Below are 14,372 nucleotides of genomic sequence, written 5' to 3'. Positions count from 1 at the left end.
CTTACATGGACTGAGTGAAAGTACGGGTGATAACGTCCTGCTGCTGTTCTTTAGTCAGGGAGTTAAAACGTACTGCATAGCCAGATACGCGGATGGTCAGCTGAGGATATTTCTCAGGATGTTCCATTGCGTCGAGCAGCATTTCACGGTTCATCACGTTCACGTTCAGGTGTTGACCACCTTCGATGGACGCTTCGTGGTGGAAGTAACCATCCATCAGACCCGCGAGGTTGGTTTTACGCACTTCGTCGTCTTTACCCAGCGCGTTTGGCACGATGGAGAAGGTATAAGAGATACCATCTTTCGCGTAGGCAAACGGCAGTTTAGCAACGGAGGTCAGAGAGGCAACAGCACCTTTCTGGTCACGACCGTGCATTGGGTTAGCACCTGGGCCGAATGGCGCGCCAGCACGACGACCGTCTGGGGTATTACCGGTTTTCTTACCATACACAACGTTAGAGGTGATGGTCAGAACAGACTGAGTCGGGATAGCGTTACGGTAAGTCGTCAGTTTCTGAATTTTCTTCATGAAACGTTCTACCAGGTCAACCGCCATGTCATCAACGCGTGAATCGTTGTTACCAAACTGCGGATATTCGCCTTCGATTTCGAAGTCGACAGCCAGACCGTCTTCGTCACGAATTGGCTTAACTTTCGCATATTTGATTGCAGACAGGGAGTCAGCTGCAACGGACAGACCCGCGATACCGCATGCCATGGTGCGAACAACGTCACGGTCGTGCAGCGCCATCAGAGAAGCTTCGTAGCTGTACTTGTCGTGCATGTAGTGGATAACGTTCAGCGCAGTCACGTACTGCTTAGCCAGCCAGTCCATGAAGTGGTCCATGCGTTCCATGACTTCGTCATAGTTCAGCACGTCGCCTTTGATTGGTTCAGACTTAGGACCAACCTGCATTTTCAGTTTTTCATCAACGCCGCCGTTGATTGCGTACAGCATGGTTTTCGCCAGGTTTGCACGCGCACCGAAGAACTGCATTTGCTTACCAACAACCATTGGGCTTACGCAGCAAGCGATAGCGTAGTCGTCGTTGTTGAAGTCCGGACGCATCAGGTCATCGTTCTCGTACTGCAGAGAAGAGGTATCGATGGACACTTTAGCGGCGAATTTCTTGAAGTTCAGAGGCAGTTTTTCAGACCACAGAACGGTGATGTTCGGCTCCGGAGAAGGACCCATGGTGTACAGGGTGTTCAGGAAGCGGAAGCTGTTTTTGGTTACCAGGGTACGGCCATCAACGCCCATACCGCCGATAGATTCGGTTGCCCAGATTGGGTCACCAGAGAACAGCTCATCATATTCTGGGGTACGCAGGAAGCGAACCATACGCAGTTTCATGACCAGGTGGTCAATCATTTCCTGAGCGTCTTGCTCGGTGATTTTGCCAGCTTTGATGTCGCGTTCGATGTATGCATCCAGGAAGGTGGATACACGGCCGAAGGACATGGCTGCACCGTTCTGAGACTTAACTGCGGCCAGGTAGCCGAAGTAGGTCCACTGGATAGCTTCCTGAGCGTTAGTCGCAGGACCAGAGATATCGCAGCCGTATTTCGCTGCCATTTCTTTGATCTGACCCAGCGCACGGTGCTGTTCAGCAATCTCTTCGCGCAGACGGATAGTCGCTTCCAGGTTTACGCCGTTTTCCAGATCAGACTGCAGGGAAACAAACTGCGCGTATTTGTCTTTCATCAGGAAGTCGATACCGTACAGCGCAACGCGACGGTAGTCACCGATGATACGGCCACGGCCATACGCATCTGGCAGACCGGTCAGAACGCCAGACTTACGGCAGTTCAGAATGTCTTTGGTGTAAACATCGAATACGCCCTGGTTGTGGGTTTTGCGGTATTCGGTGAAGATTTTTTTCAGCATTGGGTCCAGCTCGCGGTTATACGCTTTGCAGGAACCTTCAACCATTTTGATACCACCGAACGGGATAATCGCACGTTTCAGTGGCGCTTCAGTTTGCAGACCAACGATTTTCTCAAGGGCTTTGTTGATGTAGCCAGCATCGTGAGAAGTGATGGTGGAAGCAACGGAGGTGTCAAAATCAACTGGCGCGTGAGTGCGGTTTTCCAGTTTAACGCCTTCCATTACGCTGTCCCACAGCTTGGTGGTCGCGTCAGTTGCGCCAGCCAGGAAGGATTCGTCACCTTCATACGGGGTATAGTTTTTCTGAATGAAGTCACGGACGTTTACTTCATTCTGCCAGTCACCTTTAGTAAAACCTTCCCAGGCTGTGGCTAACTTTTCATTAAGCTCGGACATGTAACACCTACCTTCTTAAGTGGATTTTTTATTTACTGCCTGAGGAAACCATTAATGATGGTCGCCGCCACGCAGGTAAATGACCCAGTATGTCAACCCAACTAATAAACCCCCACCGATAATGTTCCCTATAGTGACTGGGATCAGGTTATCAGTAATGAAATTCATAATAGTCAGGTGAGAGAAACTATCCGGGGTTGAACCAACTGCAGTCCAAAACTCCGGGCTCGCAAAGTTGCGGATTACGATACCCATCGGGATCATAAACATGTTCGCGATACTGTGCTCAAAGCCGCTGGCAACAAACATCGCAACCGGCAGAACCATAATCATGGCTTTGTCCATCAGGCTACGACCCGAGTAGCTCATCCATACAGCCAGGCAGACCATCAGGTTAGCCAGGATGCCGAGAGCAACGGCTTCGATAAATGTGTGATGCATTTTGTGGTCGGCGGTTTGCAGGACGTTCAAGCCCCAGCCGCCGTTGGCGGTCATGTACTCGCCAGAGAGCCACATCAACAGAACAAAGAGCAGACAGCCAATCAGGTTGCCAACGTATACGTTAAGCCAGTTGATTGCCAGTTGACCCCAGGTAATTCGTCCGCTGGCTTTCGCCACAACAATCAGCACCGTCGAGGTGAAGAGGTCGGCGCCGCAGATGACGCAGAGGATAAGACCCAGTGAGAAGCAGATACCGCCAATCAGTTTGGCTATGCCGAAAGGCATGGCAGCAGTACCGGTAGTGGCAGTGATGTAGAAGACGAAGGCGATTGAGATGAACACACCGGCCGTGATCGCCAGATAGAACGTCTTCATCGGGTGCTTCGTTGCTTTATAGACGCCCGCTTCCTCGGCAACTTTTGCCATCGCAGCAGGGAGTAAAAGATCAAAAGGGTTGTCAGCTTTCACACTAACTCTCTCTTTATTAAGTCGGCGACGAGATACTAACAAAGCATTATAGAAGAGAAATTGATATAGATCATATCTCGCCTGGCTTATAGGCCCGCTATGTGTATGGTTTTACAGCAAAAGCGGAGTAAGTATTTGATTATCCGTATAAAAATAAATTTTAAAAGTTACAAAAAGAGTTGAGTTTTTTTGGTCCACCCCCTCTGAAACGGTTAATTAAAATGGAGTATTTGCCATAATAAGTAACAGTAATACCCAGGTAAGTATTCATATATTTACCCGTATTTAACTTAATTATTACATTCAAACATCATTGCTTATAAAATAAAAAAACGGGGCAATGAAATTGCCCCGTAATATAGCCCAGACGACAGAATACGCCTACTGCCAATAATGTTATATGCGCTTATTTTGACCAGTACGCCGCTTTGGCTTTCTGCAGCTTCTCATAGGCTTTCAACAGCGACTGATGTGCAGGGAAGGCGTGAAGATCGCTGTCGACAGCCTGCAAACCGTAGAATGGCTCTTCACCGCTCAGCGCCGCGCTGGCCGCTTCAACCGCCTCTGCGCCGTACATACGCACGAAGGCATTAAGATATTGCAGCGGCTCGCGGTCTTCTTCCTGAGAGAGCAGCAGCAGCGTCTGCAGGCAGCGGTAGTAATTGGTGCGCTCGGGAGAGAATACGGACTGGTTGAATTCCATGGTCCATTCCGTCCACGCAAGAGCCTGATCCAGATCGCCGCCCGCCAGCGCCAGCATTGCCTTCAGCTCGCCAATGCGCAGGGTATACCAGCCGTTGTCTTTTCCGGTTGCCAGACCCAGCAGTTCACGCACGCGGGTAAAGTCATCGTGACCTTCTTCGTCCAACTGAGCGATCAGGTTCAGATAATCTTCTTTCTCCCACTCGCTGCCCGGCAGGGACAGCAGCGTTTCACGCAGGTGTGCGCCCATGCTGTTATTTGCCAGCCACAAATCTTCTGACGGATAGATGTCGGACATGCCCGGAACAATAATGCGGCACGCGTAAACGCTCAGGTGTTCGTAATCCGCGATGTAAACGTCCTGGTCTTCCGCTTTAAAGATGGCCATCAGGGTGGCGAACTCTTCTTCCGTGGTGCCGGCAAAGCTCCAGTCCACGAATGGATAGTCTGCGTCCTGCTTAAACATATCCCAGGAGATCAGGCCGCTGGAGTCGATGAAGTGCGTTTCGAGGTTAGTGTGCTCGGCCACTTCTTCGTCATCAAACGTAGGCGGCGTGAACACGTCCAGATCTTTCAGGCTACGGCCCTGCAGTAGTTCGGTTACCGTACGCTCCAGCGCCACGCCGAAGTCCGGGTGAGCACCGAAGGAGGCGAAGCAGGTTCCGTTTGCCGGGTTAAACAGCACCACGCAGATAACCGGATACTTGCCGCCCAGCGAGCCATCGTAGGCAAAGATAGGGAAACCTTCCGCTTCGAGTTTGGCGATGGATTCCACCACGCCCGGATAACGCGCCAGCACATCGGCCGGGATTTCAGGCAGGCTGATAGATTCGGCAATAATGCGGTTTTTAATATGGCGTTCAAACACTTCAGACAGGCCCTGAACGCGCGCTTCGTTGCGAGTGTTCCCGGCGGACATCCCGTTGGATACGTACAGGTTGCCGACGATGTTCATCGGTATATAGACGGTCTGTTCATCCGACTGGCGGGTGAACGGCAGGGCGCAGATCCCACGATCTTCATTACCTGACTGCAGATCGATCAGCATGCTGGCGGTCAGTTCGTTTTCCGGATCGTAAAACGCACGCAGGCGCGCATCCAGAATGCCCTCCGGCAGTGCGTCGTCTTCGGTCAGCGGGAACCATTTTTCGTTCGGATAGTGTACGAACGGGCCATTGGCAATGGTTTCGCCCAGCCAGAAATCGGCGAAAAAGTAGTTGGTCGACAGACGTTCAAAATACTCACCCAGCGCAGAGGCCAGTGCCGCTTTTTTGGTCGCACCTTTACCGTTGGTAAAGCACAGCGCACAGTCTTTGTCGCGAATATGGACGGACCAGACGTGAGGCACCGGGTTCAGCCAGGAGGCTTCTTCGATATTAAAGCCCAGGTCGGTCAGTTTCTGCTGGAAGCGAGCGATGGAATCTTCCAGAGCGGCGTCTTTGCCGGGGATAAACGTTTGAGTCATGGCGTTCACTTTTATCGTACGTAAAGCGCGCAATGATACGGGTTTTGCGTGACGGGTGCTATCTTCGGCGAAAATAAAAGGCTGGACTATGCTTAGAGTCAGTAACCTACTGTTAAGGCATAGAAAAATGAAAGCATTTGATCTCCAGCGGATGGCGTTTGATAAAGTTCCTCCCGAGTTTTTAGGCGAAGTGGCGCTGCGCAGCCTCTATACCTTCGTGTTGGTCTTTCTGTTTCTCAAAATCACTGGCCGCCGCGGCGTCCGCCAGATGTCGCTCTTTGAGGTGCTGATCATCCTGACGCTCGGCTCGGCGGCGGGGGACGTGGCCTTTTATGACGATGTCCCCATGGTGCCGGTGTTTATCGTCTTCCTCTCGCTTGCCCTGCTGTACCGGCTGGTGATGTGGCTGATGTCGAAAAGCGAAAAGCTGGAAGATTTGTTTGAAGGCAAGCCGGTGGTTATCGTGGAAGAAGGGCAACTGGCGTGGGAAAAAGTGCAACGCGCCAACATGACGGAATTTGAATTCTTCATGGAACTGCGTCTGAACAGCGTCGAGCAGCTGGGCCAGGTCCGGCTGGCTATTATGGAAACCAATGGGCAAATCAGCGTTTACTATTATTCTGACGATGAGGTTAAGCCCGGTCTGTGTATCTTGCCCGATAATTTAATTGAGCGATTTACCACCGTGCCCGACGCCGGAGAATATGCCTGCATAAAATGCAGCCATGTAATTACGATGCAGGCAGGTTCTCATCAATTATGTCCGCGCTGTGCCAATCCAGAATGGACCAGGGTTAGCAGGGCTAAACGTATCACCTGACAGCCATTTTGTCGGTTTCTTATGACCAGGGTGGCAGATTGTTTTGTGTGACGGCGGACACATTTTACCGCTCGTCAGTTTTAGACATTGCGGCGCGTGTCACTGAATGATAAAACCGATATCCACAGTTATAACTTATGGCTTTTAGCGTGGTGAGGGGAAATGACTCAAGTCTTTAATTTCAGTTCAGGTCCGGCAATGTTACCGGCGGATGTACTCAAGCAGGCTCAGCAGGAACTGTGTGACTGGAACGGTCTGGGTACGTCGGTGATGGAGATCAGCCACCGTGGTAAAGAATTTATTCAGGTGGCGGAAGAGGCAGAAAAGGATTTTCGCGATCTGCTGAACATCCCCTCGAACTACAAAGTATTGTTCTGCCACGGCGGGGGACGCGGTCAGTTTGCTGGCGTTCCGCTCAATATTCTGGGCGACAAAACGACCGCTGACTACGTTGATGCGGGATACTGGGCTGCCAGCGCGGTGAAAGAGGCGCATAAATACTGCACCCCAAACGTCATCGACGCCAAAGTGACCGTTGACGGCCTGCGTGCCGTGAAGCCAATGAGCGAATGGCAGCTCTCCCGCAATGCGGCTTACCTTCACTACTGCCCGAATGAAACCATTGACGGCATCGCCATTCACGAAGAGCCAGATTTCGGCGAAAACGTGGTCGTGGCGGCGGATTTCTCCTCCACCATTCTCTCCACACCGCTGGATATCAGCCGCTACGGCGTGATTTACGCCGGTGCGCAGAAGAATATCGGTCCTGCCGGCCTGACGCTGGTTATCGTGCGGGAAGACCTGCTCGGAAAAGCGCATAAAGCCTGCCCGTCGATTCTGGATTACACCGTCCTGAACGATAACGATTCGATGTTCAACACCCCGCCGACCTTTGCCTGGTACCTCTCTGGCCTGGTCTTCAAATGGCTGAAACAGAACGGCGGCGTGGCGCAGATGGACAAAATCAACCGGCAGAAAGCTGAACTGCTGTATGGCGTCATTGATAAGAGCGACTTCTACCGCAACGATGTCGCAAAAGCCAACCGCTCCCGCATGAACGTGCCGTTCCAGCTGGCGGACAACGGCCTGGATAAGCTTTTCCTGGAAGAGTCCTTTGCTGCAGGCCTGCACGCGCTGAAAGGCCACCGTGTTGTTGGCGGCATGCGTGCCTCCATTTATAACGCCATGCCGCTGGAAGGCGTTCAGGCGCTGACCGACTTCATGATTGACTTCGAACGTCGTCACGGTTAATTGCACCGTTTTCACCCCCGTAGCCTGGCTGCGGGGTTTTTATTCAGTTGAGTTGAGAGTTAAGTTTCATGGAATCCCTGACGTTACAACCTATCGCGCGGGTAGATGGCACCATCAATCTGCCTGGTTCAAAAAGTGTCTCGAACCGCGCTCTGCTGCTGGCAGCTCTGGCAAACGGCACCACCGTCCTCACGAATCTGCTGGACAGCGATGACGTGCGCCATATGCTCAATGCGCTGAAAGCGTTGGGAGTTCACTACACGCTCTCCGAAGACCGTACCCGCTGTGACGTCACCGGCAACGGCGGCGCGTTACGCTCGTCTGAGGCGCTGGAACTGTTTCTCGGCAACGCCGGGACGGCAATGCGCCCGCTGGCGGCGGCGTTGTGTCTCGGCAGTGGCGACGTTGTGCTGACCGGCGAGCCGCGCATGAAAGAGCGTCCGATTGGTCATCTGGTGGATGCCCTGCGTCAGGGCGGCGCGCAGATTGACTATCTGGAGCAGGAAAATTATCCGCCGCTGCGTCTGCGCGGAGGTTTTACCGGCGGTCATGTTGAGGTTGACGGCAGCGTGTCAAGCCAGTTCCTGACGGCACTGCTGATGACCGCGCCGCTGGCACCGCAGGACACGACGATTGTCATCAAAGGCGACCTGGTCTCTAAGCCCTACATCGATATTACGCTGCACCTGATGAAGACCTTCGGTGTTGAGGTCGACAACCAGTCGTATCAGCGTTTCGTGGTGCGCGGTGCGCAGCAGTATCAGTCGCCGGGCCACTATCTCGTTGAAGGGGACGCCTCGTCAGCCTCCTATTTCCTGGCGGCGGGCGCGATTAAAGGCGGCACCGTAAAAGTCACCGGTATTGGTCGCAACAGCGTGCAGGGCGATATTCGTTTTGCTGACGTGCTGGAGAAAATGGGCGCGGTTGTGACCTGGGGAGAGGATTTTATCGCCTGCACCCACGGTGAACTGAACGCCATTGATATGGACATGAACCACATTCCGGATGCGGCGATGACCATTGCGACGGCGGCGCTGTTCGCCAAAGGTACCACGACGTTACGTAACATCTACAACTGGCGCGTGAAAGAGACTGACCGCCTGTTTGCGATGGCGACCGAGCTGCGTAAAGTGGGCGCAACGGTTGAAGAGGGTGAAGATTACATTCGCGTCACACCGCCAAAAACGCTGCAATTCGCCGAGATTGGGACTTACAACGATCACCGCATGGCGATGTGCTTCTCGCTGGTGGCGCTGTCCGATACGCCGGTCACCATCCTCGATCCGAAATGCACGGCAAAAACCTTCCCGGACTATTTCGAACAGCTGGCCCGCATAAGCACGCTGGCCTGATAACGTTCTGCCGCATCTCCCGGTGCGGCATTTCCTTACGCTTTCTGACACGCATTCCCGTCCATTTCTTCTACACTCTGCTTCATTAATTCCGTAATTTGCACGCAAAGGTAACAGTTGCGTACATTGGCGCGTATAATGCGCGGCGTTTATGTTAACGGTATGCCTTTATTAAGGAGAAAACGATGACGGCAGTTGCCCCGGTAATCACCATTGATGGGCCAAGTGGCGCAGGGAAAGGGACCTTGTGCAAAGCGATGGCAGAAGCCTTGCAATGGCATCTTTTAGATTCGGGAGCAATCTATCGCGTGCTGGCTCTGGCTGCACTGCATCACCATGTAGATGTTGCCTCAGAAGAGGCCCTGGTTCCCCTGGCCGCGCATCTGGATGTCCGTTTTGTCTCAACCAACGGCAATCTTGAAGTGATCCTTGAAGGGGAAGACGTCAGCGGTGAAATCCGCACCCAGGACGTCGCGAATGCGGCCTCTCAGGTCGCCGCGTTCCCACGCGTACGCGAAGCACTGCTGCGTCGCCAGCGAGGTTTCCGTGAGGCCCCTGGGCTGATTGCTGACGGACGTGACATGGGAACGGTGGTTTTCCCTGATGCACCGGTGAAGATTTTCCTTGATGCCTCTTCGGAAGAACGTGCTCAACGCCGCATGCTTCAGTTGCAGGAAAAGGGGTTTAGTGTTAACTTTGAACGCCTTTTATCCGAGATAAAAGAGCGCGATGACCGCGATCGTAACCGCGCCGTCGCCCCACTTGTTCCCGCAGAAGATGCATTAGTTCTGGATTCCACCAGTTTAACTATTGAGCAAGTGATTGAAAAAGCGCTACAATATGCGCGCCAAAAACTGGCACTCGCGTAATCGCGACAGATTTAGCAGTACCCCCGCTGCAAAGGATTGACGGCGGGTATGTGAAACAACCCCATCCGGCACGGAGCCAGGTGGACGTTAATATTAACCTGAAGATTAAACATGACTGAATCTTTTGCTCAACTATTTGAAGAATCCTTAAAAACAATCGAAACCCGTCCGGGTTCCATCGTTCGCGGTGTTGTTGTTGCTATCGACAAAGACGTAGTACTGGTTGACGCCGGTCTGAAATCTGAGTCCGCCATTCCGGCTGAGCAGTTCAAAAACGCCCAGGGCGAGCTGGAAATCCAGGTCGGTGACGAAGTTGATGTTGCACTGGACGCAGTAGAAGACGGCTTCGGCGAAACCCTGCTGTCTCGTGAGAAAGCTAAACGTCACGAAGCATGGATCACGCTGGAGAAAGCTTACGAAGAAGCTGAAACTGTGGTCGGTGTTATCAACGGCAAAGTTAAAGGTGGCTTCACTGTTGAGCTGAATGGTATTCGTGCGTTCCTGCCAGGTTCACTGGTAGACGTTCGTCCAGTCCGTGACACCCTGCACCTCGAAGGCAAAGAGCTTGAGTTCAAAGTAATCAAGCTGGACCAGAAGCGTAACAACGTTGTTGTATCCCGTCGTGCCGTTATCGAATCCGAAAACAGCGCAGAACGCGATCAGCTGCTGGAAAACCTGCAGGAAGGCATGGAAGTCAAAGGTATCGTTAAGAACCTCACTGACTACGGCGCATTCGTTGACCTGGGCGGCGTTGATGGCCTGCTGCACATCACCGACATGGCGTGGAAACGCGTTAAGCACCCAAGCGAAATCGTGAACGTGGGCGACGAAATCACTGTTAAAGTGCTGAAGTTCGACCGCGAGCGTACTCGTGTATCCCTCGGCCTGAAACAGCTGGGCGAAGATCCATGGGTAGCTATCGCTAAGCGTTACCCAGAAGGTACTAAACTGACTGGTCGCGTTACCAACCTGACTGACTACGGCTGCTTCGTTGAAATCGAAGAAGGCGTTGAAGGTCTGGTGCACGTTTCCGAAATGGACTGGACCAACAAAAACATCCACCCATCCAAAGTTGTTAACGTTGGTGATGTAGTGGAAGTGATGGTTCTGGATATCGACGAAGAACGTCGTCGTATCTCCCTGGGCCTGAAACAGTGCAAAAACAACCCATGGCAGCAGTTCGCGGAAACCCACAACAAGGGCGACCGTGTTGAAGGTAAAATCAAGTCTATCACTGACTTCGGTATCTTCATCGGCCTGGACGGCGGCATCGATGGCCTGGTTCACCTGTCTGACATCTCCTGGAACGTTGCAGGCGAAGAAGCAGTACGTGAATTCAAGAAAGGCGACGAAATCGCTGCAGTTGTTCTGCAGGTTGACGCAGAACGTGAGCGTATCTCCCTGGGCGTTAAACAGCTCGCAGAAGATCCGTTCAACAACTGGGTTGCACTGAACAAGAAAGGCGCAATCGTAAACGGTAAAGTGACTGCAGTTGACGCTAAAGGCGCAACCGTAGAACTGGCTGACGGCGTTGAAGGTTACCTGCGCGCTTCCGAAGCTTCACGTGACCGCGTTGAAGATGCAACTCTGGTTCTGAGCGTTGGTGACGACGTTGAAGCTAAGTTCACCGGTGTTGACCGTAAGAACCGTGCAATCAGCCTGTCTGTTCGTGCGAAAGACGAAGCTGATGAGAAAGATGCAATCGCAACTGTTAACAAACAGGAAGATGCAAACTTCTCTAACAACGCAATGGCTGAAGCTTTCAAAGCAGCTAAAGGCGAGTAATATCAGGTTCTCTCCTTCTCTTGACCTGTAAAGCATTTACAGCGCAAAGGATGTGAGGCGGACTTGACAGATTGCAGGATTCATCCTGTAATCAATAACAAAGGGCGGCTACGGCCGCCCTTGTTTAATGAGCTGTTAAGCTAATTGGTTTGAAAGGAACCGGAGGAATCATGACCAAGTCAGAATTGATTGAAAGACTTGCCAGTCAGCAACCGCATATCCCTGCCAAGGCAGTGGAAGATGCCGTAAAAGAGATGCTGGAGCATATGGCCACCACTCTTGCCCAGGGCGAGCGCATTGAAATCCGCGGTTTCGGTAGTTTTTCTCTGCACTATCGTGCACCACGTACCGGGCGTAACCCGAAGACGGGCGATAAAGTTGAGCTGGAAGGCAAGTACGTTCCGCACTTTAAGCCGGGTAAAGAGCTGCGCGATCGCGCCAATATTTACGGTAACTGAGTTTAGCCATCGGGTTAAACTGGGTTTAAAAGAAAGCACCTGCGGGTGCTTTTTTTGTTTTTCTCGCCTTAGATCCTGAAGGCGCCTCGCAACGCTTTCTGTCCTTCCTGCAAACGCGTGAAAAAGTTTACAGCCAGGGCTGTAACGTGCATTTTTTCTGTCTGACCACGCCCTGAACTGCCCGCATACTTCCCAAAACAGGGAGGGACATGTGGGAATATCCGTCATCAGCGTCTGCGCCATACTGGCCATTATTCCATTGTATTGGTTACCCGTACTGCCAGGGCTTCATAGCGTCTGGGTGTTGATTGCGGCCGGGGTAGCACTTGGCGTTCAGAAAAAAAATGCACTGAAACTAACGGGGGCAGGATTACTCTTTTTTTGCTGGGGCATTCTCGCCGCGCAAGAAAGCGTCTGGCCTATGGCGCATTTAACCGCGGGGCCACAGCAGGCCGAGGTGATGATCACCGCCACCGATGGGGCAACGATGCATCAGGGAAAGATCGTTACCCTGAACGGAAAACGCTGGTGGGCCTCAACGGGTATCACGCTGTATGGAAACTATCTGCCGCAGCCCGTGTGCGTGGGACAGCGCTGGGCCATGACGTTTCGCCTGCGGGCGGTGCATGGTGAACTCAATGATGGAGGCTATGACACGCAGCAAAGCGCCATTGCCCGCCATCAAACGCTGAGCGGGCGGTTTACTCAGGCCACCATCGTCGACGCGCATTGCAGTTTACGCGCAACCTATCTGACATCACTGCAAAACAGGCTCACATCCTATGTATGGGGGCCGGTAATGTTGGGGTTGGGGATGGGAGAGCGGCTTAACGTCACGCGCGAAATAAAGGACCTGATGCGTGAGACAGGGACGCTGCATCTGATGGCGATATCAGGATTGCACATTGCGCTGGCGGCATCCCTCGCCTGGTTGCTCGCCCGGGGGCTTCAGTTTTTATTACCGGTGCACTTGATCTGCTGGCAGGTACCGGTGCTGGCGGGGCTGCTCTTCGCTGTGTTTTATTCGTGGCTTACCGGCATGCAGCCGCCCGCATTGCGAACGGCTGTTTCGCTTGCCGTGCTCGCCGCGCTGCGAATAAGTGGCCGCCAGTGGTCCTCCTGGCAGGTCTGGCTGAGCTGTGTCGCAATGTTTTTGATCCTCGACCCGCTGGCCGTGCTGTCACAAAGCTTTGCGCTGTCGGCTTTTGCCGTAGCCGCGTTAATTTTCTGGTTCCAGTGGCTGCCGTTGCCAGACTGGCGCTGGAGCCGTCGGTTACGCCCAATCGTGAATCTGGTTCACCTGCAGGCGGGAATGCTGGTGCTGCTTCTGCCGCTGCAGGTATTGATATTTCACGGCGTGAGTCTCTCCTCGCTGGTGGCAAACCTTTTTGCCGTGCCGCTGGTGACGTTTGTTTCGGTCCCGTTGATTCTGCTCGGCATGGCACTGCATTTACTTCCGCTGACCTCGCTGGAAACCATAATCTGGTTTGCCGCGGATAAATCCCTCGGTGTGCTCTTCTGGCTGTTAATGCGCTTGCCGGATGGCTGGCAGGGGGTCGATCAGCGCTGGCAATATCTCACCTTATTCCCCTGGTTTGCCCTGATTGGGTGGCGTTTCCGTGCATGGCGTGTTGTTCCTGCGGTGTGTCTGGCCACAAGCGTGATGCTGGCATTTCCACTCTGGCGCATGGATAAAAACGCGGGCTGGACCCTGCATATGCTGGATGTCGGACAGGGGCTGGCGATGGTGGTGGAACGCCACGGCAAAGCGATCCTGTACGATACAGGTCTCGCCTGGCCCGGGGGAGACAGCGGCCAGCAGCTCATCATTCCCTGGCTACGCTGGCATAACCTGAAACCAGAAGGGATTGTCCTCAGCCACGAGCACCTCGATCACGCTGGAGGGTTAGCATCTTTGCAGAAAACGTGGCCACAGCTGTGGGTCAGAAGCCCGTTGGGGTGGGCCGGACATCTTCCATGCTTTCGTGGGCAGCGGTGGCAGTGGCAGGGCTTAATCTTTACCGTGCACTGGCCTCCGGCGGGCTTTGTGGGGAAGGGCAATAATCGCTCCTGCGTTGTTAAAATTGATGATGGTGAGCAAAGCGTGCTTCTGACAGGGGATATTGAGGCAGCGTCTGAACAGGCGATGCTGAGCCATCGCTGGCGCGATCTTACGTCTACACTGATTCAGGTACCTCACCATGGCAGTAATACATCGTCATTTGCCCCCATGGTGCAGCGTGTTGAAGGCAAAATAGCGTTAGCTTCCGCGGCGCGTTATAACGCCTGGCATTTTCCTTCAGCGAAAGTGGTCAGGCGCTACAGGAAAGAGGGATATGCCTGGTTTGACACGCCGCATTCCGGGCAAATTTCGGTAACATTTTCGCTACACGGCACGCAAATCCGACGGTTACGGGATGGCTGTTTAACTCGTTGGTATCATCAGTGGTTTGGCGTGCGCGTAGATAACGGGTAGA

The 14,372-nt window shown here is 53.2% G+C and carries 10 protein-coding genes; 7 read left to right on the top strand and 3 right to left on the bottom strand.

The annotated features are described in order from the left end of the window. Window position 1: 1 nt before the first annotated feature. The 3 genes from pflB to ycaO all read right to left on the bottom strand — a co-directional run bounded on the left by pflB (window position 2) and on the right by ycaO (window position 5,360). A complete protein-coding gene (gene pflB / locus I6L58_RS04690) occupies window positions 2-2,284 on the bottom strand; it encodes a formate C-acetyltransferase (protein WP_006174442.1) in 2,283 nt (760 codons plus the stop codon). Between the two features lie 51 nt (window positions 2,285-2,335). Then, on the bottom strand, window positions 2,336-3,193 hold the full coding sequence (gene focA, locus I6L58_RS04685; RefSeq protein ID WP_042319447.1) for a formate transporter FocA: 858 nt from the start codon (window positions 3,191-3,193) through the stop codon (window positions 2,336-2,338). Window positions 3,194-3,599: 406 nt separating this feature from the next. Further along, the gene (gene ycaO / locus I6L58_RS04680; RefSeq protein ID WP_088207572.1) at window positions 3,600-5,360 is read right to left on the bottom strand and encodes a 30S ribosomal protein S12 methylthiotransferase accessory factor YcaO; all 1,761 of its coding nucleotides are present in this window, start codon (window positions 5,358-5,360) and stop codon (window positions 3,600-3,602) included. A 127-nt stretch (window positions 5,361-5,487) separates the two neighbouring features. Between ycaO and I6L58_RS04675 the strand changes: the two genes are divergently transcribed. The 7 genes from I6L58_RS04675 (at window position 5,488) to I6L58_RS04645 (ending at window position 14,371) form a co-directional block, all read left to right on the top strand. Next, window positions 5,488-6,180, top strand: coding sequence for a DUF421 domain-containing protein (locus I6L58_RS04675; protein WP_006174448.1), 693 nt, complete (start codon window positions 5,488-5,490; stop codon window positions 6,178-6,180). Window positions 6,181-6,342: 162 nt separating this feature from the next. After that, window positions 6,343-7,431: a 3-phosphoserine/phosphohydroxythreonine transaminase gene (gene serC / locus I6L58_RS04670; RefSeq protein WP_088207571.1), complete on the top strand. Its 1,089-nt coding sequence runs from the start codon at window positions 6,343-6,345 to the stop codon at window positions 7,429-7,431. 68 nt (window positions 7,432-7,499) lie between these two features. Next, a complete protein-coding gene (aroA, locus tag I6L58_RS04665; protein WP_088207570.1) occupies window positions 7,500-8,783 on the top strand; it encodes a 3-phosphoshikimate 1-carboxyvinyltransferase in 1,284 nt (427 codons plus the stop codon). A 185-nt stretch (window positions 8,784-8,968) separates the two neighbouring features. Beyond that, on the top strand, window positions 8,969-9,652 hold the full coding sequence (gene cmk, locus I6L58_RS04660; protein WP_006174460.1) for a (d)CMP kinase: 684 nt from the start codon (window positions 8,969-8,971) through the stop codon (window positions 9,650-9,652). Window positions 9,653-9,763: 111 nt separating this feature from the next. After that, complete coding sequence (gene rpsA, locus I6L58_RS04655) at window positions 9,764-11,437, top strand: 30S ribosomal protein S1 (protein WP_006174462.1); 1,674 nt, start codon at window positions 9,764-9,766, stop codon at window positions 11,435-11,437. A 170-nt stretch (window positions 11,438-11,607) separates the two neighbouring features. Then, window positions 11,608-11,895, top strand: coding sequence for an integration host factor subunit beta (gene ihfB / locus I6L58_RS04650; protein WP_003858233.1), 288 nt, complete (start codon window positions 11,608-11,610; stop codon window positions 11,893-11,895). 211 nt (window positions 11,896-12,106) lie between these two features. Continuing rightward, the gene (locus I6L58_RS04645) at window positions 12,107-14,371 is read left to right on the top strand and encodes a ComEC family protein (RefSeq protein WP_088207569.1); all 2,265 of its coding nucleotides are present in this window, start codon (window positions 12,107-12,109) and stop codon (window positions 14,369-14,371) included. The last annotated feature ends 1 nt before the right edge of the window (window position 14,372 follow it).

It is taken from the genome of Enterobacter cancerogenus (genome assembly GCF_019047785.1).
GTDB classification, from domain to species: domain Bacteria; phylum Pseudomonadota; class Gammaproteobacteria; order Enterobacterales; family Enterobacteriaceae; genus Enterobacter; species Enterobacter cancerogenus.
This window is presented reverse-complemented; position numbering and strand designations above follow the sequence as displayed.